17 protein-coding genes and 1 tRNA gene are annotated in these 20,763 nt (G+C 63.5%); 5 read left to right on the top strand and 13 right to left on the bottom strand.

The genetic code is table 11. From position 1 onward, the window contains the following. Positions 1–3: 3 nt before the first annotated feature. Entirely contained in the window at positions 4–885 is an 882-nt protein-coding gene (gene gluQRS, locus J5286_RS20050) for a tRNA glutamyl-Q(34) synthetase GluQRS (RefSeq protein ID WP_209191847.1), read from the bottom strand. Between gluQRS and J5286_RS20045 the strand changes: the two genes are divergently transcribed. Both J5286_RS20045 and J5286_RS20040 read left to right on the top strand, forming a co-directional pair. Further along, positions 884–1,570 carry a DNA-3-methyladenine glycosylase family protein gene (locus tag J5286_RS20045; RefSeq protein WP_209191846.1) on the top strand — a complete coding sequence of 229 codons (687 nt, stop codon included), beginning with the start codon at positions 884–886 and terminating at the stop codon, positions 1,568–1,570. The genes gluQRS and J5286_RS20045 overlap by 2 nt on opposite strands. 111 nt (positions 1,571–1,681) lie before the next feature. After that, positions 1,682–2,239 carry an HNH endonuclease gene (locus tag J5286_RS20040; protein WP_018901511.1) on the top strand — a complete coding sequence of 186 codons (558 nt, stop codon included), beginning with the start codon at positions 1,682–1,684 and terminating at the stop codon, positions 2,237–2,239. 81 nt (positions 2,240–2,320) lie between these two features. Here J5286_RS20040 and J5286_RS20035 read toward each other — a convergent pair whose 3' ends face one another. The 5 genes from J5286_RS20035 to J5286_RS20015 form a co-directional block, all read right to left on the bottom strand. Continuing rightward, complete coding sequence (locus J5286_RS20035) at positions 2,321–2,827, bottom strand: disulfide bond formation protein B (protein ID WP_209191845.1); 507 nt, start codon at positions 2,825–2,827, stop codon at positions 2,321–2,323. Between the two features lie 49 nt (positions 2,828–2,876). Next, a complete protein-coding gene (locus J5286_RS20030) occupies positions 2,877–3,473 on the bottom strand; it encodes a YqaA family protein (protein WP_209191844.1) in 597 nt (198 codons plus the stop codon). A 138-nt stretch (positions 3,474–3,611) separates the two neighbouring features. Beyond that, positions 3,612–5,354, bottom strand: a complete 1,743-nt coding sequence (locus J5286_RS20025) for a cation:proton antiporter domain-containing protein (RefSeq protein ID WP_209191843.1) — start codon at positions 5,352–5,354, stop codon at positions 3,612–3,614. A gap of 248 nt (positions 5,355–5,602) precedes the next feature. Then, positions 5,603–5,687 (bottom strand) — tRNA-Leu (locus J5286_RS20020). A 121-nt stretch (positions 5,688–5,808) separates the two neighbouring features. Continuing rightward, the gene (locus J5286_RS20015) at positions 5,809–7,107 is read right to left on the bottom strand and encodes an MFS transporter (protein WP_113235397.1); all 1,299 of its coding nucleotides are present in this window, start codon (positions 7,105–7,107) and stop codon (positions 5,809–5,811) included. 125 nt (positions 7,108–7,232) lie between these two features. Here J5286_RS20015 and J5286_RS20010 point away from each other — a divergent pair, with 125 nt between their 5' ends. Next, positions 7,233–7,808, top strand: a complete 576-nt coding sequence (locus tag J5286_RS20010; protein WP_209191842.1) for a TetR/AcrR family transcriptional regulator — start codon at positions 7,233–7,235, stop codon at positions 7,806–7,808. On the opposite strand, the gene J5286_RS20005 is transcribed toward J5286_RS20010, so the two are convergent. Next, positions 7,805–8,599: a class I SAM-dependent methyltransferase gene (locus tag J5286_RS20005; RefSeq protein WP_209191841.1), complete on the bottom strand. Its 795-nt coding sequence runs from the start codon at positions 8,597–8,599 to the stop codon at positions 7,805–7,807. The genes J5286_RS20010 and J5286_RS20005 overlap by 4 nt on opposite strands. 77 nt (positions 8,600–8,676) lie before the next feature. Then, positions 8,677–9,657: an aldo/keto reductase gene (locus J5286_RS20000; RefSeq protein ID WP_209191840.1), complete on the bottom strand. Its 981-nt coding sequence runs from the start codon at positions 9,655–9,657 to the stop codon at positions 8,677–8,679. Positions 9,658–9,869: 212 nt separating this feature from the next. Between J5286_RS20000 and J5286_RS19995 the strand changes: the two genes are divergently transcribed. Further along, on the top strand, positions 9,870–11,507 hold the full coding sequence (locus tag J5286_RS19995; RefSeq protein ID WP_209215377.1) for an AMP-binding protein: 1,638 nt from the start codon (positions 9,870–9,872) through the stop codon (positions 11,505–11,507). A 650-nt stretch (positions 11,508–12,157) separates the two neighbouring features. Here the strand turns inward: J5286_RS19995 and J5286_RS19990 are convergent. The 5 genes from J5286_RS19990 to secA all read right to left on the bottom strand — a co-directional run bounded on the left by J5286_RS19990 (position 12,158) and on the right by secA (position 19,574). Further along, positions 12,158–13,435, bottom strand: a complete 1,278-nt coding sequence (locus J5286_RS19990; RefSeq protein WP_112950915.1) for a GNAT family N-acetyltransferase — start codon at positions 13,433–13,435, stop codon at positions 12,158–12,160. A gap of 4 nt (positions 13,436–13,439) precedes the next feature. Continuing rightward, positions 13,440–14,852, bottom strand: coding sequence for a lipopolysaccharide biosynthesis protein (locus J5286_RS19985; protein ID WP_113197304.1), 1,413 nt, complete (start codon positions 14,850–14,852; stop codon positions 13,440–13,442). Between the two features lie 110 nt (positions 14,853–14,962). Then, positions 14,963–16,039, bottom strand: coding sequence for a D-alanine--D-alanine ligase family protein (locus J5286_RS19980; protein ID WP_209191838.1), 1,077 nt, complete (start codon positions 16,037–16,039; stop codon positions 14,963–14,965). Between the two features lie 26 nt (positions 16,040–16,065). After that, entirely contained in the window at positions 16,066–16,692 is a 627-nt protein-coding gene (locus tag J5286_RS19975; protein ID WP_209191837.1) for a C39 family peptidase, read from the bottom strand. 173 nt (positions 16,693–16,865) lie between these two features. Continuing rightward, the gene (gene secA / locus J5286_RS19970) at positions 16,866–19,574 is read right to left on the bottom strand and encodes a preprotein translocase subunit SecA (protein ID WP_209191836.1); all 2,709 of its coding nucleotides are present in this window, start codon (positions 19,572–19,574) and stop codon (positions 16,866–16,868) included. A gap of 246 nt (positions 19,575–19,820) precedes the next feature. Here secA and J5286_RS19965 point away from each other — a divergent pair, with 246 nt between their 5' ends. Then, positions 19,821–20,711: a peptidylprolyl isomerase gene (locus tag J5286_RS19965; RefSeq protein ID WP_111564836.1), complete on the top strand. Its 891-nt coding sequence runs from the start codon at positions 19,821–19,823 to the stop codon at positions 20,709–20,711. Positions 20,712–20,763: the final 52 nt, after the last annotated feature.

Here is a 20,763-nt window from a genome sequence, read left to right as displayed (position 1 = left end):
CCATCAAAGCCCGACGAGGTGGCGAATATCGTGCGCCGGGACGCCTCGGGCTCGTAGGTCCGAGAGGCTGGTATCGCCGCTGCTTTTCGAGAGCTTGCGACCGACCGCGTCGGTGACGAGGCGATGGTGGTGATAGGTCGGTGCCGGAAGATCGAGCAGCGTCTGCAGGGCGCGGTGCACCGAGGTCGCGTGGAAGAGATCGAGACCGCGCACGACATGGGTGATGCCCTGCAGCGCGTCGTCGACCACGACGGAAAGATGATAGCTCGACGGCGCGTCCGAGCGCGACAGCACGACATCGCCCCAGGATGAAGGGTCGGCGGCGATTACGCCCCGGTCGCCGTCGCCGGTCTCCTGCCAGGAGAGCGGCTCGCCGATGAGTTCGAGCGCTTTTGCCATGTCCAGCCGCCAGGCGTGTTTGAGGCCAGAGGACAGCATCGTCTGCCGCTCGCTGGAGGGGCGGTCGCGATCGTCAGTGGGGTAGAGCGGCGAGCCATCGGGATCGCGCGGCCACGCGCTGCCTTGTGCCTCGGATGCCGCGACCCTGGCCTTGACCTCGCCGCGGGTGAGGAAGGCGGGGTAGGCGAGGCCGCGGTCGATCAGGCCAGCCAAGGACGCCTGATAGGCGTCGAAGTGCTCCGACTGTCGGCGCACCGGTTCTTCCCAATTTATATCGAGCCACTTCAGGTCTGCGTAGATGCCCGCTTCGAATTCGGGTGTGCAGCGGGTGAGATCTATGTCTTCGATGCGCAACAGGAAGCGCCCGTCGGCGGCGTCGGCCATGTCGCGGTTCAGGAAGGCCGAGAGCGCATGGCCGAGATGCAGCGGGCCGTTGGGGCTCGGGGCAAAACGGAAGACGGGCTTTTGACGGGGAATCGCGATCATGCTTTCTTCTGCCACGGATTTTGGAAGATCGCGAGGAAGCGTGCATATCATTCGCAACGACGGGGACGTGGCCCAGGGATTGGCCGAACTCATCATCATCGACCCGCGTCTCGTCTCGATCGCCGCCGATGCCGGTCCGCTGCCGCTGCGATTGCGGGAGCCCGGCTTTGAGGGGCTGGCGCATATCATTGTGTCGCAGATGGTGTCGCGGGCGAGCGCCGAGGCGATTTGGCGGCGGATGCGGCCTGGCGATGTCGTGTTGACGGCCGAGGCCTATGCCGGCCTGCACCCCGAGGCATGGCGCGAGGTCGGCCTGTCGCGCGCCAAGGCGGAGACGCTGACACGGATCGCCGAGGCCGTCGCCTCCGGCGGGCTCGACCTGCAGGCACTGTCCGGCCTGCCGCCGGAGGAGGCTTTGGCGGCGCTGACGGCGCTGAAGGGCGTCGGGCCATGGACGGCGGAGGTTTATCTGATGTTTTGCGGCGGCCATGCCGACGTGTTTCCATCCGGCGACGTGGCGCTGCAGAATGCGGTGGCGGCCGCCTTCGGCTTGGACGCGCGGCCGGGGGCGCGACAGCTGGCCACAATGGCGGCGGACTGGGCGCCGTGGAGATCGGTGGCGGCGCGGCTTTTCTGGGCGTATTATGCAGCGAAACTGGGCCGCGGCCTGGTTCCGGTCGGCTGAACGGCAACACATACAAATGCCATTGTGTGGCTTGAATTTATTGGACTTCACAATGCCGTCACAACCGGCCTAATATAAGAGTGCAGATGCCGAATCGATCAGGAGAGTGCCTTGACGATTGCTGTTTCACCTCAGGCCCTGCCAGCGCTCGTTCTGAACGCTGACTATCGGCCGCTGAGTTATTATCCCTTGTCGCTCTGGTCCTGGCAGGACGCGATCAAGGCGGTCTTCCTTGACCGTGTGAATATCATCGCGGAATACGAACATTCGGTCTCCTCGCCGAGCTATTCGATGCGGCTTCCGAGCGTCGTGTGCCTGAAAACCTATGTGCAGCCTTCGCGCAATCCGGCTTTCACGCGCTTCAACGTGTTCCTTCGCGACAAGTTCGAGTGCCAGTATTGCGGCGATCATAACGACCTGACCTTCGATCACGTCATTCCGCGCGCCCATGGCGGCGAGACGACGTGGCAGAATGTCGTGGCGGCCTGTTCTCCCTGCAATCTCAGGAAGGGCAGCAAGCTGCCGAAGCAGGCAGGCATGTTCCCGCACCAGAAGCCCTACCAGCCGACCGTGCAGGACCTGCACAACAATGGCCGGCTCTTCCCGCCGAACTATCTTCACGACAGCTGGCTCGACTATCTCTACTGGGATAGCGAACTGCAGCCCTGATCCCCAGTCCGGCCCGTTTCCGGGCAGGGCTGCTTCACGCTTCGATGGATCAGCCCGGCTTGGTCGGGCCGACTTTGTTGGTCAGGCAGACTTGCGCACGCCGATAAAGGCGAATGCGGCGAGGATGAGGCTTGCGATCACGTTCCAGCCAGCCATGGACAGGCCAGCGACGCGCAGTGCCGCTTCCGTGCAGGAGGGGCCCTTGATGGTGTTGAGTTCCGTGAGCAGATCGCCGGCGTTCTGCGTCATGCTGCTGGCGCTGGTCGAGCAGGCGGTGGGGCCAGCCCAGAAGTGCCATTCGACACCGGCGTGATAGACGCCCATGCCGGCGCCGACGATCATCAGCAGGCCACCGGCGAGCAGGAAGGTGCGGCCGATCCAGTTGGGCAGGCCGAGCGCCGATGTGATGGCGCCGATGATGACCAGCGGGATGCCGTAGTAATAGGGCTGGCGCTGCATCAGGCAGAGCTCGCAGGGAATATAGCCACCGATATACTGGAAACCGAGCGCGGAGCCGATGACAATAGCCATGCCGATCGCCAGCACGATGGAATAGATGAAGGTGGGACGGCGGACAGAGAAGGTCATGCGGGGGCTCCGGGCAAATGGCGCATGGGATTATGGTATTAGCGGATGATCAGTGGGCAAGCAGCTTGTAGCCGACACCTGCCACGATCAGCACGCCGGCAACGATCGCGGTGATCTGGCCGAGGCGCTTTTCGATGAAGTGGCGGATCGGTTCGCCATAGCGGCGCAGCAGCCAGGCGAGAAACAGGAAGCGGGCGCCACGGGCGATGATCGCCGAGATGATGAAGAAGCCGAGGTTCATGTGAATGACGCCGGCAAGAATGGTGACGATCTTGATCGGCGGCAGATGCGCGAGACCCGAGGTCACCAGCAACAGCAGCAGGATTTCCCACTGGTCGTGGATATAGGTTCGCATCTGCTCGAAGGCGTCGAGCTTGCCGTAGAATTCGAGCACGGGGCGGGCGACGGTGTCATAGGCGTAATAGCCGAGCGCCCAACCGGCGATGCCGCCGAGCACGGAAGCGACGGTTGCCACCAGCGCGTAGCGATAGGCGCGCTCGGGCTTGGCAAGCGCCATCGGGAGATAGAGGACATCGGCCGGAACGAGAAAGACGGAGCTTTCGACGAAGGCGATAACGGCAAGCCAGACTTCGGCCGATTTGCGGGATGCCAGCGACATCGTCCAGTCGTACAATCTGCGAAGCATTCCGGTCCTTTCAGGTTGCGTGCATGAGCTTTATGGGCCTGATATCGGCCTGTAAATGGCTGCTGTGTCAGTCATGCGGCAGTGCGGTGAAAAACTCTTCGTGATCGTGCGAGGGGATTGTGCCGTGATCACGCCGGATCAGGAGGCGATACCAGGAGAAGGGACGCGCTTCTGGCGCATGACGTTCATCTCGGTGCGTTCGCGCGCCATCTCGCTGACCATCTGGCGCAGCGCCGGATGTTTCGCGGTGAACATGTTGAAATCGCGCCGTTCCAGCACGAAGAAATGGCAGAAATCGACGGCGACCACATCGGCGTTGCGGCGCCCGCCGCTGAGCAAGGCCATCTCGCCGAAGAAGGCGCCGGGCTCGAGCCTTATCGCATCATCCGGCAGCTGCACTTCGACGGCGCCCGCCGACAGGAAATACATGCCGCCGCCGCGATCACCCTTGCGCATGACGCGCTCGCCCGGGAGCGCCGATTTCGGGCGGAACAGCAGGAGCAGCTCCTCCTGCGAGTTCTCGTCGACATTGGCGAAGAGCGGGAAGGTTTCGCTGAGCTCACGCATTTCCAGCTGGTGCTGGTGTTCGCGCGCTTCGGTGATGGCGCGGATCTTGTCGAGCTCGTCGTTCAGCAGGTCGAAATTGGCGTGGCCATGGCGGGCGCTTTGCGGCCAGCGGCGCTGGATATAGCCATGCAGCGCCTCGGCCCCGGCGCAGACGATGGGGTTGAGCGTGATCGAAATGATGGCGCTGGCGAGAATGATGTCCTGCCCGTCGGTCGGCAGCAGGCCGAGCGTGACGCCAAGGCCGGCGAGGATAAACGAGAATTCGCCGATCTGCGCCAGCCCGCCCGCCACCGTCAGGCCCATGCCGATGGGATAGCGCAGCAGCGTGACGACGACGAAGGAGATGATCCCCTTGCCGACGATGATGAGCAACAGGGCGGAGAGCACGCCGAGCGGCTGGCGCACGATGATCGACGGATCGAACAGCATGCCGACCGACACGAAGAACAGCACCGAAAACGCGTTCTGCAGCGGCAGGGAATCGGCGGCGGCGCGGTGGCTGAGGCTGGATTCGCTCATGACCACGCCGGCGAAGAAGGCGCCGAGCGCGAAGGACACGCCGAAGATCTGCGCCGAGCCGAAGGCGATACCGAGCGCCAGCGCCAGAACCGTGAGCGTGAAGAGTTCGCGCGAGCCGGTGCGGGCGACGCGGATCAGGAGCCAAGGCACGACCTTGGGGCCGAGGAAGATCGCCATCGCTGCAAAGGCGCCGACCTGCAGAAGCGTCAGCGCGATGGTGAGCGGCAGCGGCATGGCGGCGCCATGCGCGCCTGATGGCGCGTGGCCGCCGAGCAGTTCGGCCAGAGCCGGCAGAAGCACCAGCGCCAGCACCATGGCCAGGTCCTCGACGATCAGCCAGCCGACGGCGACGCGGCCGCTCGCGGCATTGACGAGATTTCGCTCCTCCAGCGCCTTCAGGAGCACCACGGTGCTCGCGACCGACAGGCTGAGCCCGAAGACGATGCCGGCGCCGAGGCTCCAGCCCCACCACTCCGCCAGCCCGACGCCGAGCAGCGTCGCGACCAGGATCTGCGCGATCGCGCCCGGAATGGCGACGCCGCGCACGGCAAGCAGGTCACGCGCCGAGAAATGCAGCCCGACGCCGAACATCAGAAGGATCACCCCGATTTCGGCCAGCTGGCTCGCAAGCCCGGTATCGGCCACGAAACCCGGCGTGATCGGCCCCATCAAAATCCCGGCCAGCAGATAGCCCACCAGCGGCGGCAGCTGCAGGCGATCGGCAAGATAGCCAAGGATCGCCGCGAACCCGAAACTGACGGCAATGGTGGCAATGAGGGGGACGTCGTGATGCACGCTTGTGTGTTCTCCTTTTGGGAGCGGGCACTTTGACCGATGTGCGGGGGAAATTAAACTGCTGATTTAAATTGAGCTATGTATGGGCGTGGGGAAAGCCGGAGAGAACCGTTTTGCGCCTGCTTTTCGATAGTCGGGGCATGAGTCGGCGGCGTGACTTTCGGGAGCGCCCGCGTAACAGGGCGACAACCGTTCTCAACTTTAGATCATGGTAAAATGCAAAGGCCAAGCGGTAATGGGAAGTCCAGTGGTGCCCCATGCCGGAGTCGAACCAGCACTTCTTTCGAAACTCGATTTTGAGTCGAGCGCGTCTACCAATTCCGCCAATGGGGCAACGGATACCGACGAGGCGGGTGTCTAGCATGCGTTTGACTGATGGCGCAAGACGGGGATGCGGGTATCGGGCTGATTTCGTGGGGCTTCCGGCCGAATGGCTTCTGCCGGAAGGATGTCTTCAGTGAGCGACGGAGACGGCCGGGGTGGGTAGGCCCGATTTCTTGATCGTGATCGCCAGGATGGAGGCGAGCAGGCAGAAGGCGCCGGCGATGAAGAAGGCGGGGAGGTAGCTCTGCAGCTCGGTGCGCGACAGGCCGGCACCGTAGGCGGCCGTAGCGGCGCCCAGCTGGTGGCCGGTGAAGACCCAGCCGAAGACGATGCCGACCTTCTCCTTGCCGAAGCGCTCGGCGGCGAGCTTCACTGTCGGCGGCACGGTGGCGATCCAGTCCAGCCCGTAGAAGACGGCGAAGATCGACAGGCCGTAGAAGGAGAAATCGCTGAACGGCAGGAAGAGCAGGGAGAGGCCGCGCAGGCCGTAATACCAGAAGAGCAGCCAGCGATTGTCGAAACGGTCCGACAGCCAGCCGGAGCCGATCGTGCCGAAGAAATCGAAGATGCCCATGACGGCAAGCACGCTGGCGGCGGCCACCGGCAGGATGCCGAAATCGCCGCAGAGCGTGACGAAATGGGTCTGGATCAGGCCGTTGGTGCTCAAGCCGCAGATGAAGAAGGTGGCAAACAGGATCCAGAAGGTCGAGGTCTTCGAGACCTCCTTGAGGACGACGATCGGGGCTGCGAGCATGGTGAGCAGGCCGCCGGTCTGTACGGGCGGCGGGGTGATGCGGTCCTCGCCGAAGGAGGGGAGGTTGAGATCCGACGGGCGGTCGCGCATGAAGGCGAGCACGACCAGCGCGGCGAAAAGGATCATGCCGCAGACGAAGAAGACGGTGGCGCGCCAGCCGTAGCTCTCCGTCAGCTGCGCCATCAAGGGCAGGAAGACCAGCTGGCCGGTGGCGGAGCTCGCCGACAGCATGCCGACGACGAGGCCGCGATGCTTGGTGAACCAGCGGGCCGAGACGGTGGCGGCGAGCACCATGGCGGTCAAGCCCGTTCCGAGGCCGACGACGATGCCCCAGAGCAGCAGCAACTGCCAGATCTCGGTCATGAACAGCGAGCCGACGAAGCCGCTTGAGATCAGGATCATGGCGAAGACGATGACCTTGCGGACGCCGAAATAATTCATGAAGGCGGCCGAGAAGGGTCCCATCAGGCCGAAGAGCAGCAGGCGGACGGCGAGCGCCGACGAGATCTGCGATGTCTCCCAGCCGAACTCGTCCTGCAGCGGCTTGATCAGCACGCCCGGTGCGCCCATGGCGCCTGCGGTGACCAGCATGGTGAGAAAGGTCGCGGCGACGACGACCCATCCGTAGTGGATGTTGCGCCGCGCCAGCGTGGAGGCAAGTGCAGTGGAGACCATGGGGCTGTTCCGTATGATGTTGCCGGAGGCTAATGCAAATATTTAGATGATGGTCATCATCATTGTTGATTATTGATGATGTGCGTCATATAAATTGTCAAGCGGTGTTTTTTAGGAGCCTTGCTATGCGTGTCAGCCGGGAGAAATTCGCGGAAAACCGGGAGAAGATCCTCGGTGTCGCGGGCGTGCTGTTTCGCGAGAAGGGGTTCGAATCGACAGGCGTGGCGGAGATCATGAAGGCCGCGGGGCTGACCCATGGCGGCTTCTACGGGCATTTTCAGTCGAAGGAAGATCTGGCGCTCGAAGTCAGCCGGGCGCTGATCGAGCGGGTGAAAATCCGCTGGAACGAGATCATAGCAGGCGCCCCTGACGCGCCGCTCGATGCGCTCCTCAATCATTATCTCTCGCGTTGCAGCGTCGACGATCCCGGCGGCAGCTGCGTCTTCGCCTCGCTGGTGCAGGAGGTGAGCCGCAGCCAGGGTGCCGTGCGCTCGACCTTCAATGACGGGCTGTCGGCGCTGGTCGATATCCTCTCAGAGATCGTGCCCGGCGACAGCGCGGAGGAGCGCCGCGCCAAGGGGTTCACGACGCTTTCGGCGATGATGGGCGCGGTGATCTTGGCGCGCGCCGTGGAAAGCCGGGAGCTGTCCGACAATTTCCTGTTCACGACGCGTGATGCTCTTTCGCCGGCTAAGGGCTAGCCACGACGGGCGATCAGGCCGCTGATCTCGACCGTTTCGGCGAAGCGGCCATCCGGCGATAACCTTGCAAGCGCTGCGCTGAGCTCGGTTTCGAAGGCTTCCGCCTTGTCTCCCAGCGTTTCCGGCGAGGTGACCGAGGTTGAGAAGGCGCGGCCGATGATGTCGTCCGCGGTCAGTTGGCGCTCGCTGACGATGCCGATCCGCTCGAGATGGTTGAAGGGCGATTGCAGCAGGACAGTTTCGTGGGCGATCCAATCCGGGCCCTTGCGGCGTTCGCGGTCGGCGTTGCGCTCCGGCGCGAAGGTTTCCGACAGCGCGTTGACGGCTGTGCGCCAATCCGGCGTGGAGGCGATATGACGATCGCCGAAGAGCACGACGCAGCCTTCGTCGACGGTGATGGCGTCGAGTGCCTTGAGTGTCGCCGGGCGGTCCATCCAGTGGAAGGAGCGGCCCATGACCGTCATCTTCAGCGGTGCGAGCGACGGGCCGAGATCGTAGGACGAGCCCCGGATGAAATCGACGGTTACACCGGCCGCGTCGGCATCGGCGCGTGCCGTCTCCAGCATCTCCGGTTCGGGATCGATGCCGGTGACCTTTGCGCCTGTCATGCGGGCGAAGGCGATGCCGAGTTGGCCGGGGCCGCAGCCGAGGTCGAGCAGGTGTTCGCCTGTCTGCAGGCCGGCGCGCTCCGCGACGCGGGCGATCAGTTCGTCTGGATAGGGGACGCGGTAGCGGGTGTAGTAAGCGGCCGTCGAGCGGAAGCGGCGGGCCTCGAAGGGGATGACGGTCATGGTGATATCCTCAAGGGGCGATATCTTGGGAAGGGTAGTCGGCCTGCCCAAGTGAGGCAGGCCGGTGTCCGGCAGCCTTACTTGAAGCCCTCGACGCGGTGCGGCACGTAGGGCTCTTCCAGCACCGCTATATCCTCGGCCGAGAGCTTGACCGAGAGAGCACCGACGGCGTCGTCGATATGACCGGATTTCGAGGCGCCGATGATCGGGGCGGTGACGGCGCTCTTTTGCAGGATCCAGGCGGTGGCGATCTGGGCGCGGGAGACGCCGTGCTTCTTGGCGAGATCGCCGACCTTGCCGATGATGGCGCGGTCCGCGTCCTCGGCCTGCTGGTAGAGCGTCTTGCCGAACTCGTCGGTCTCGCTGCGGGCGGTCTTTTCGTCATAGTCGCGGGTCAGGCGGCCACGCGCCAGCGGGCTCCAGGGAATGACGGCGATCTTCTGGTCCTGGCAGAAGGGCAGCATCTCGCGCTCTTCCTCGCGGTAGAGCAGGTTCAGGTGGTCCTGCATGCTGACGAAGGGCGTCCAGCCATTGGCTCTCGATGTGTAGATCATCTTGGCGAACTGCCAGGCATGCATGGACGAGGCGCCGATATAGCGCGCCTTGCCCGCCTTCACGACATCATGCAGTGCCTCCAGCGTCTCCTCGATCGGCGTCGTCGGGTCGAAGCGGTGGATCTGATAGAGGTCGACATAATCGGTGCCGAGGCGCTTCAGGCTGTTGTCGATCTCGTCGAAGATCGCCTTGCGCGACAGGCCGGCGCCGTTCGGGCCCGGGCGCATGCGGTTGAAGACCTTGGTGGCGAGCACGATCTCGTCGCGGCGCGAAAAATCCCTTATCGCTCGGCCGACGATTTCCTCGGACGAACCGTCGGAATAGGTGTTGGCGGTGTCGAGGAAATTGATGCCGGCTTCGAGCGCCTGCCGGATCAGCGCGCGGCTCGGCTCCTCGGCCTGCGTCCAGCTGTGATTGCCGCGGCCGGGCTCGCCGAAGGTCATGCAGCCCAGGCAGATCTTCGAGACTTCGAGGCCGGTGCCGCCGAATTTGACGTATTCCATGAAATCGCTCCGTGATGAGACAAGAAACCCTGGCGCTACCGGTATCTAGGGCGCTACCCGCCAGATTGGCAGCGGCGGCAGCAAACAACCATGCGCGCCCTGGGGTGGGAAGGGCGATCCGGGCTTCACGCTTGCGTGAGCCGCGCCCAGGGTGTTAGCTGCTGCAGCATAACCGGACTCTTGCCCCGAGACCTACCGATGATCCTGCGCCCATGAAGCTGCCGCCGCGCGCTCGCTATGACGATCTCTATCGCGATTTCGCCTGGACGATCCCCGAGGATTTCAACATCGGCCGCGTGTGTTCGGACGATTGGGCGGCGCGCGAGCCGGAGCGGATCTGTCTTCAGCATTTCAGCCCGGATGGCGGTCATCTCTCGTTGAGCTATGGCGCGCTTGCGGCGCGCTCTGCCTCGCTTGCCAATGGGCTCGTTGCGCTCGGTCTGACAAAAGGCGATCGGGTGGCGCTGCTTCTGCCGCAGTCCTTCGAGACGGTGATCGCCCATATGGCGATCTACAAGATGGGCGCGATCGCGGTGCCGCTGGCGCTGCTCTTCGGCGTCGAGGCGCTGGAATACAGGTTGAAGACATCGGGTGCGGCCGCCGTCGTGACCAACGCTTTCGGCCTCGAGCGTATCCATGAAATCCGCGACCGGCTACCGGATCTCAAGACGGTGATCAGTGTCGATGCCGCGGAAGATGGCGGTGGCGTCGTCTCCTTTGGCAGCCTTGTCGAACGCCATGCGCCAAGCTTCGACGTGCCGCCGACCAGGCCGGACGAGCCGGCGCTGATGATCTTCACCTCGGGCACAACAGGGGCGCCGAAGGGGGCTCTGCATGGGCATCGGGTGCTCGCCGGGCATATTCCGGGCATCCAGTTCGCGCACGAGAATTTTCCGCAACCGGGCGACCGGATGTGGACGCCATCGGACTGGGCCTGGGCGGGCGGGTTGCTCAACGCGCTGCTGCCGAGCCTGATGCTCGGCGTGCCCGTGGTCTCGTCGCCGGCGCAGAAATTCGACGCGGACATGGCCTACAGGATCATGGCCGAGATGAAGGTGCGCAACGGCTTCATTCCGCCGACGGCCTTGCGGCTGATGAAATCGGTGCCCGATCCGCGCCAGCGATACGATCTCAAGCTGCGCACCATCGGCGCTGCCGGCGAGGCTCTGGGGGCGGAGACGCATGATTGGGCGAGCCGCACGCTCGGGATCGAGGTCAACGAATTCTACGGGCAGACGGAGTGCAATTTCGTGTTGTCCTCGAACGCCGCGCTTGGCGTGAGCAAGCCGGGGGCGATCGGCAAGGCGGTGCCGGGGCATAAGGTGGCGATCGTCGACGAGGCAGGTGCGGTGCTGGCGCCGGGCGCGGTCGGCCAGATCGCCATCGCGCGGCCTGATCCGGTGATGTTTCTCGGCTACTGGAACGACGAGGAGGCGACCGCGCGCAAATTCGCCGGAGACTGGCTGCTAACAGGCGATCTCGGCCGGCAGGACGATGACGGTTACATCACCTTCCTCGGCCGCGACGACGACGTCATCACCTCATCCGGCTACCGCATCGGCCCGGCCGAGATCGAGGACTGCCTGACCGGCCATCCGGCCGTGCAGATGGCAGCGGCGGTGGGAAAGCCCGATGCGCTGCGCACCGAGATCGTCAAGGCCTATGTGGTTTTGGCGCCGGGGTTTGCGGCAAGCGCCACGCTGGCGGCGGAGATCCGCGACTGGGTGAAGATGCGGCTGTCGATGCACGAATATCCGCGCGAGGTGGCCTTCGTCGATGCGCTGCCGTTGACGACGTCGGGCAAGGTGATCCGGCGGATGTTGCGGGAGCCGGCGGTGGGGGAGGGGTAGTGCGGGGATAATAATCTTGCGCGGTGAAAGATATCGCCGCGATATCAGCCATTTACTTATTCGATTTTCCCCATCCATCCCCGCCGCAATGGTCGCTCCCATACTGATGGCGTCATTGGACAGGGAGCCGGGTCGCGAACCGGATCTGACACATTAGGGCGCGAGCCCGGCGTCCGGTGATGGTTGTCGAAAGGTGGATGTTGCGGTCGTCAGGACCTCTCATCCATTCGGAAGCGAAAGGTCGAGAGACGCTCCTGTCGGCCTGGATATCCGGAAGCCTCGATATGATCGGGCAGGCGATATTGCCTGACAATCTTACTTTATACCGACCGTTGCCTGCCCATTCCCAGTCTGTCATGCCGTCGCGGAGAGGTCTCCGGCGCGGGGTTTTGTGGTGTGCGTATTGCCGGAGTCGCAACGTCTGCGCCCGCAGCCCCTCATCGCCTCGCTGTCGCTCCGGCACTTCTCCCCGCTGGGGAGAAGGGGCTGAGGGCATCGCTGTGCCCAATCGTGACGTCCTTTTCGCAAACGAGAAAGATCTGGCGAGCGGCTGACCACGAGTCTCTTCTCCCCCGCGGGGAGAAGGTGCCGGCAGGCGGATGAGGTGGCTCCTGGCGCTAACTTCGCCAGCCCCGTCAACTCCACAAACCTCACCCCCGCCCAGCCAGCGACATGATCTTCTGCCGCAACATCTTCGCGACATTGCGGGTGCTGCTGTAGAGGTGGAGCTGGGTGGCGACCTGGCGGACGTCGCGGTCGGCGTTCTGGTTGAGGCCGATGACGACGGTGCCCATCTCTTCGCGTTCCTGCCAGAAGCGGCTCATGATCGGGTGGTCGGGGACGGCGCAAGAGTCAGAGCGGACGATGTTGGCGTCGTCGAGGTGCCATTCGGTGAGTTCGCCCATCAAGAGCTTGCCCGGCGAATAGCGGGCATAGGCCTCGTCATAGGCGGTCTTCCAGGTGTAGGCCTCGCCGCCCATCATCAGGACGACGGTGGAGGCGATGGACTTGCCGTTGAAGTCGATCGAATGGATACGCACGGCGTCGACGGCGGCCAGGTTGGAGATCGCCTCGCGGGCAAAGGCCATGTGCAGGCGGTCGGTGACCAGCGCGCTGCGCTTCTTGCCCTTCCAGCCGCCGGCCTCGAGCGCCAGGAATTCCTCGAAGCGCATATGGATGTCGCGCGGCTGGCGGGCGACGTTGTAGACGACCGTGCCCTTCTCCTCGAGCAGGCGCCATTGCCGGCGCATCTCGCGCATGTGCGAGGAGGAGACCGACTGGCGCAGATAGGCGACGGCGTCCTCGTCGCTCTGCAGCATCGGGCGCAGATAGGGGTTGGTGGTCGTGATCGGCAGGTTACGGCCGATGGCGACGGCGCGGATCATGCGGGCGAAGATGCCGTTGAGACGCAGATCGGGCAGCACCAGGATGCCGGGCATGCGCAGGTCGCGTGCGGTCAGGCCCTCGAGGAAATTGTCGAGCGTTTCGGCGGCATCCTCGCCGTCGAGCAGCGGCGTGCCCAAGGGCGCGAAGCTGTTGGCCCAGACGCGGATGATCGAGGGGCCGACGGCGAAGCCCGGCTTTTCGACCGAAAACGGCATCAGCACGCGCAGGCGGCTGCGGGTCTCGTTCTGGTCGCGCAGCAGCGCGAAATTGACCTCGCGGTCGTCAAGACGCGGCATGGCGGGCGCCAGGAAGCGGCCGGTGAAGAAGACATTGGGCTCCAGCGCGCGGTTGGAGAGGAAATCCAGCTCGTCCTGCAGATCGTAGCCGAGCTTGCCGGAGTAGACGCAGAGCTCGCGGCCGGGGCGGCCGATCTCGACGCGGGCTTCGGCCTGCGGGGCGTCGAATTCCAGCGATGCCAGCTCGTGGACCATGCGGTTGGCGGTCGAGTCTGTGGTCTGGGTTCCGGGAGGATTGCGCACCATACTGTCAGGCTTCCATATCGTTGCCGGCGCTGGCCGGTCTGGCGAAGGCGAAGAGGGCGATGCCGAGCGTGCGGCGGACTGCGAGATGCAAGAGCACCGCCTCGACGCCCATGGCGGAGGCCGTGGCGATCGCCGCGCCCTCGATGCCGAAATGGGGAATGAGGAGAATGTTGAGGGTGACGTTTGCCGTCAGCGCGCCGGCATAGAGCGCGACGCAGATATTCTGCTTTCCGGCCATCATCAGCAGTGTTTCTGCGGGCCCTACCAGCGCTTTGGCGAGAATGCCGGCAAGCAGGATCGCCATCAGCACATAGCCTGCCGTAAAGGCGCCGCCGAAGAGCGACAGCAGCAGGTGCCCAGCGGCGAGCACGACAAGACCGACGGCCAGCGCCGGCCAGAAGGTCCATCTGGCAGCATCGAAAGCGGCGGCGGCAAGCTCGGCGCGGGTGCCCTCCGCGATGATGCTGGAAAAGCGCGGGCCGGAGGCGGCTTTCACCGAAAAGTTGATGAAGTGGACCAGCGCCATGGTCTTGGCGGCTGCGAAGTAGATGGCGACCTCGTGCGGCTCCAGGAAAATGCCGACGACGACGACATCGGAATTCGTCAACAGAAAGCTGACGCCCTCGATCAGGAAAATCGGGAAGGCGACACTTAGCCAGCTCAGGAAATCGATCTTGCTCGGGCCCTGGTGATAGTGCCGGCGCAGGCGGATGAGCGTCGCCACATACTGGCCGAGCGCGGTGAGGTAGGTTGCGACCAGCGCCGCCTGCATGGCGGTGACGGCCGTGTGCGGCGCGCCGAGGCCGATCGCAACCAGCATGCAGGTGATGATCAGGATCGGGCGGATGATATAGACGGGGCTCAGCGCCATGACGGGCCAGTGATTGGCGCGCGAGGTGCCTTCCAATATGTCGCCGAGCGCGATCATCGGCATGGCGAGCAGGCCGAGGAAGATCGGCACGACATAATAGCTCTGGATGCGATCGCCGAAGAGATGCAGGCCGATCATGCCGATGGCGAGCACCGCGGTGCCGGACAGCAGGCCGAAAATCCGGGCGGTGCCGGTCAGTCCGCGAATTTCCTCGAAGGCGCCCGATGCCTTGTACTGTGGGAGGAAGCGGACGATGGCGGTGTGGAAGCCGAGGCAGGAGAGATCGCCGAAGAGAACGATCAGCACCCAGACGAAGACGAAGATGCCGTATTCGTACTCGCCCATCAGGCGGGCAAGGATGATCTGCGAGAGAAAGGCGAGGGCGGCGCTGATGACGCGGATGGCGAATGCCGTCAGCGCCATGCGCTGTGCGGCGGCCTTTTCGCCGCGTCTGGTCATGATATCGCCGAGCATGCGAAGAAGGCGACCGCCCGCAGGACGCAGGCTCGCCGGTAGCATCTTCTCCGCCGTCTCGATGACCGCCATAATGGACACGCAAAACTCTCTGGCAAATCGTGCCTAGAGTAGTGGCATGACACGGTTAAGAAACGGTTGTGACGAGGCCCTCAGGCTTAACCTGTCCCCAACTCAAAGCGTCAGCCGCCACCGCGCGCCAACGCCCTGTCTATCAGGACATCCAGCACCTCGGCGTAGCTGACGCCGGATGCCGCCATCGCCTTGGCGTACATGCTGATATTGGTGAAGCCGGGTATGGTGTTGAGTTCGTTGACCACGAAGGACATGTCCTGCATCAGGAAGAAATCGACGCGGGCCATGCCGTCGCAGCCGAGCGCCTTGAAGGCCCGGCGGGCGGCCTTGCGCAGTTCGTCCTCGGTCTCCTTCGGCAGCTGCGCGGGTACGCGGAGCGCCGCACCTGCTTCATCGACATATTTCGCTTCGTAGCTGTAAAAACCGTGGCTTTCGGCCGGTGCGATCTCGCCCGGCAAAGAGACGGTGATGTCGCCATTCGCGTGCTCGAGCACGCTGAACTCGATCTCCCGGCCGGCGATGAATTCTTCGGCGAGCAGCTTGCTGTCGTGCCGGAAGCCCTCGGTAAGCGCGGCGGCGAAATCCTCTGGTGTCCTGACCTTGCTGACGCCGACCGAGGAGCCCTGGCGGGCGGGCTTGATGAAGAGCGGCAGGCCGAGTTCCCGCGCAGCGGCGTCAAAGGTGGGCACGCTGTCTTCCTCGATGCAGAGGGCCTTTGCCACGGGCAGGCTGGCTTCCCGGAGCAGGCGCTTGGCGATGTCCTTGTCGATGGCGGTCACCGATCCGAGCAGGCCGCAGCCGGCGAGCGGGACGCGGGCAACGGATGCCAGGCCCTGGATCGAGCCATCCTCGCCGTGCATCCCGTGCAGCACGGGGAAGAGGATGTCGATCGCGGGGACTTCGTAGGGCTGCGCGCCTTGCGGGATGGCGAGCATGCGGCCCTGGCCCCCCGGCAGAAGGCTGACCTCGACGGCTTCCTCGACCTTGGCGGCTGAAGACAGCGTGGTGCCCTTGGGCAGGAGCAGCCATTGTCCTTCCCTGGTCACGAAGATCGGCAAGACGTCGTAGCGCTCGGCGTCGAGGGCCGCGACGACATTGGTCGCCGAGAGGATGGAGACGTCATGCTCCGGCGAGCGGCCGCCGAAGAGGATGGCAATGCGCGGGCGGGTGGATTTTGTCGGCATGGTGGATGGGTCCCCTTGGGTTTTTGTTATTGGTCGAGCCTGACGGCGACGCCGCGATTGGCGAAGAAGCGGTCGAAGATCTCGGTCGGCAGCTCGACGTCGGCCTGGCTGGTCTCGTCATGGCCGGATGGGTTGTGGAAGCGGATGGTATCGGCGCTTGCCGCCGTCACCAGCACGAGGTGGCCGCCCTTCGAGGGTGGTTGGCGGTCGGGCCAGCGGATCTGGCTGTTGACCGAGGCGATGAAGAAGGCGTTGTCCTTGAGGATGTCGGCGATATGAGGTGTCGGCAGGCTGGTGATGGTTTTCGCGTCGAGGCCGAAGGTTTCGCCGACATAGGTGACGAAGGGCGCGTAGATCAGCCCCTTGATGGACTGGTCTTCCGCGTTGACGACATAGCCGCCGAAGGTGGTGCATCCGCGTGCGAGATCGATGGTGCGGTGGTCTTCGCCCCTGGCGGCAAGGATCATCTTCAGGCAGGCCATGCCGCAGATGTTGACCGCCCAGCGCGCATATTCCTCGACGGTGCCGGCGCCGGATCGCTGCCACAGTGGATCATCGAGCAAGGCGGGCGCGCCGCGCTCCAGCACGGAGAGCGTCATCGACGCCGTTTCCCACTGGCTGAAATAGCGGGCCTTGCAGGCGGTGCGGTTCATCGTGTGTCCCTGAAATCAATTCTGATATCGGCGCAAGCTCGGCGAACAAAGCGACTGTTTTGCGGCTGAATTTCGAGCGGAATATGAAATTGGAAGTTGTGGGCGGCGCACATGAAAAAAGCCCTCGCGACGTCCAGGTCGCGAGGGCTTCGATCTCAGGTCTCGATCAGGTCTCAGGCCTGCTCGAAGGCACCGTGGCAGTGCTTGTACTTCTTGCCCGAACCGCAGGGGCAGACCTCGTTGCGGCCGACCTTGCCCCAGGTTGCGGGGTCGTCGGGGTTGCGGTTTTCGGGCGCAACGATGACTTCCGATGCCTGGTAGACCGAGCCGAACTCGTCTTCGCCGGTATTGGGGTCGATGTGGTGGGCCTGCATGGCCGGCGGTTCCGGCTGCTCCTGCTGCACCAGTTCGACACGCATCAGCTGGGCAGTGACGGCCTGGCGGAGGCTGTTGAGCAGCGAGTTGAAGAGCTCGAAGGCTTCCGACTTGTATTCCTGCAGCGGGTCGCGCTGGGCGTAGCCACGGAAACCGACGACGGAGCGCAGATGGTCGAGATTGACGATGTGCTCGCGCCACAGCGCGTCCAACGTCTGCATGACGATAGAACGCTCGACGTAATGCATGATGTCGTCGCCGAAGCGCTCGGCCTTTTCGGTGAAGACGGCGTTGGCCGCTTCCGTCAGGCGTTCGCGGATATCGTCTTCGCCGATGCCCTCTTCCTTGACCCAGTCCTCGATCGGCAGGTCGAGATTGAGGAGCGCGTTGGCCTGCTCCTTGAGGCCAACGGCATCCCACTGTTCGGCATAGGCGCGCTCGGGAATGTGCTTCTGAACCAGATCCTCGATCACCTCACGACGCATGTCGGAAACGGTCTCGGAGATGTTGGTTGCTTCCATCAGCTCGAGGCGCTGTTCGAAGACCACCTTGCGCTGGTCGTTCAGAACGTCGTCGTACTTCAAGAGGTTCTTGCGGATGTCGAAGTTGCGGGCTTCGACCTTCTTCTGCGCGCGTTCCAGAGCCTTGTTGATCCAGGGATGGACGATCGCTTCGCCTTCCTTGAGGCCGAGCTTGGTCAGCATCGAATCCATGCGGTCCGAGCCGAAGATGCGCATCAGGTCGTCCTGAAGCGAGAGGTAGAACTTCGAGCGGCCGGGGTCGCCCTGACGGCCGGAACGGCCGCGCAGCTGGTTGTCGATACGGCGGCTTTCGTGGCGTTCGGTGGCGATGACGTAGAGGCCGCCGGCGGCCAGCGCCTTTTCCTTGAGCTGCTTGATCTCTTCGCGGATCGCCTCGATCTTGGCGTCGCGCTCCGGACCTTCCTCGACTTCGCCGAGCTCGCGCTCGACACGCATGTCGAGGTTGCCGCCGAGCTGAATGTCGGTACCGCGACCCGCCATGTTGGTGGCGATGGTGACGGCGCCGGGCACGCCGGCCTGGGCGACGATATAGGCTTCCTGCTCGTGGTAGCGGGCGTTCAGAACCTGGAAGTTGTTGAAGCCCTGCTTGCGCATCAGCTCGGCGAGCAGTTCGGACTTTTCGATCGAGGTCGTACCGACGAGAACCGGCTGGCCGCGCTTCTGCGCATCCGCGATCTCGGCGATGATCGCCTTGTACTTCTCTTCGAAGGTCCGGTAGACCTCGTCATCCTCATCGATACGCTGGATCGGCAGGTTGGTCGGTACTTCGACGACGTCGAGGCCGTAGATGTTGCCGAATTCCTCCGCTTCCGTCTGCGCGGTACCGGTCATGCCGCCGAGCTTGTCGTACATGCGGAAGTAGTTCTGGAAGGTGATCTGCGCCAGCGTCTGGTTCTCAGGCTGGATCTTCACATGTTCCTTGGCTTCCAGCGCCTGGTGCTGGCCTTCCGAATAACGGCGGCCCGGCATCATGCGGCCGGTGAATTCGTCGATGATGACGATCTCGTCGTTGCGGACGATGTAGTCCTTGTCGCGGGTGAAGAGCTTGTGGGCCTTCAGCGCGTTGTTGACGTGGTGGACGATCGCGACGTTCTCGATGTCGTAGAGGCTGGCGCCCTTGAGCAGGCCGGCTTCACGCAGGAGATTTTCGAGCTTCTCGGTGCCTTCTTCGGAGAAGTTGGCCGAGCGCTGCTTTTCGTCGATCTCGTAATCGCTTTCGACGAGCAGCGGGATGAAGGTGTCGATCGTGTTGTAGAGATCGGAGCGGTCGTCGAGCGGACCGGAGATGATCAGCGGCGTGCGCGCTTCGTCGACGAGGATCGAGTCCACTTCGTCGACGATGGCGTAGTTGTGGCCGCGCTGAACCATCTGGCCCTTCTCGTACTTCATGTTATCGCGCAGATAATCGAAGCCGAGTTCGTTGTTGGTCGCGTAGGTGATGTCGCAGCCATAGGCCGCTGCGCGTTCCTCGTCCGACAGGCCGTGGACGATGACGCCCGTGGTCAGGCCGAGGAAGCCGTAAAGGCGCGACATGGTGGCCGCGTCGCGCTGGGCGAGGTAGTCGTTGACGGTGACGACGTGGACGCCCTTGCCCGACAGCGCGTTCAGATAGACGGGAAGCGTTCCGACCAGCGTCTTGCCTTCACCCGTCTTCATTTCCGCGATGGCGTTGGAATGAAGGATCATGCCGCCGATCAGCTGGACGTCGAAGGGGCGCATGCCGAGCACGCGGCGCGATGCTTCGCGCACGACGGCGAAGGCCGGGACGAGGATATCGTCGAGCGTCTTGCCTTCGGCGAGCAGCTTGCGGAACTCCACCGTCTGGGCGGCGAGCTGTTCGTCGGACAGCGCCTTGGTCTTTTCCTCAATCGCATTGATTGCGGCGACGTTCGGCTGGAAGGACCGCACGCGGCGATCATTGGCGGAGCCAAATAGTTTGCGGGCGATGCCGCCAAAGCTGACCATACGACTGGTCCTTTCTGAATATTCATCCCGGGCTTCTCGTAAGGGCGGCCCGGCCGAATTTCGGGCGCACGTATCGAAACGCCAGGAAACTTTTCTGGACGCGAGGTTGCGTGACAGATAAGAGGGGGGTCGAATGATGTCAACGGATTTGGCTGATATAGAAAGGCCACATTCCAGTGTTGATGCCTGTTTCAGGGCAGGATTCAAGAAGTTGAAGCCGGTGGGTTAACTGTGAAGGAATGTTTGATGTTGAACTACAACAGAATCGCCGTGATGGCACTCGCCACGTTCGTCGCCTTCCAGGCGCCGGTGCGGGCACAGGACGGCGCTGACGCCGTCGTTGCCAAGGTCGGCGATGTCGAAATCCACCAGTCGGAACTCGACCTGGCGATCGCCAACCTCGATCCGCAGCTCGCGCAGCTGCCTGACGACCAGAAGAAGGTCGCAGCGCTTTCCGCCGCTATCGACGTGAAGCTGCTCGCCAAGGACGCGGCCGCTGAGAAGCTCGACCAGTCGGCTGAGTTCAAGAAGCGCATGCAGTACCTCGCCGATCGCGAACTGCACAACGCCTACTTCAAGAAGCACGTTGTCGACACCGTGACCGACGCAGAAGTCAAGGCACGCTACGACAAGGAAGTAGCAGCTCTTCCGAAGCAGGAAGAAGTTCACGCCCGCCACATCCTGGTGAAGACGGAAGACGAAGCCAAGGACGTCATCAAGCAGCTCGATGCCGGCAAGAACTTCGCCGACCTCGCCAAGGAAAAGTCGACCGACCCGAACAAGGCTGACGGCGGCGATCTCGGCTATTTCACCAAGGGCCGCATGGTCAAGGAATTCGAAGACGCGGCTTTCGCGCTCGACAAGGGTGCCTACACGAAGACCCCTGTTAAGACCGATTTCGGTTACCACGTCATCCTCGTCGAGGATAAGCGCGACGCCGCTCCTCCGGCTTACGACCAGGTCAAGGATCAGGTTCGTCAGCTCGTCATGCGCGACAAGTATCTTGCGCTTCTCGCCTCTGCCAAGGAAAAGTCCAAGATCGACATCACGGACGAAGCCCTGCGCAAGGGTTATGACGACGCCAACAAGCAGCCGCAGCCGGGTGACGCGCCCGCCGCAGCGCCGGCTCAGCAGTAATAGTATCCATCGAGGGCCCGGTTTTTCCGGGCCCTTCCGTATCCCCTTTCAT

Origin of the sequence: Rhizobium sp. 16-488-2b, from assembly GCF_017741815.1 — a bacterium.
GTDB lineage: Bacteria > Pseudomonadota > Alphaproteobacteria > Rhizobiales > Rhizobiaceae > Rhizobium.
This window is presented reverse-complemented; position numbering and strand designations above follow the sequence as displayed.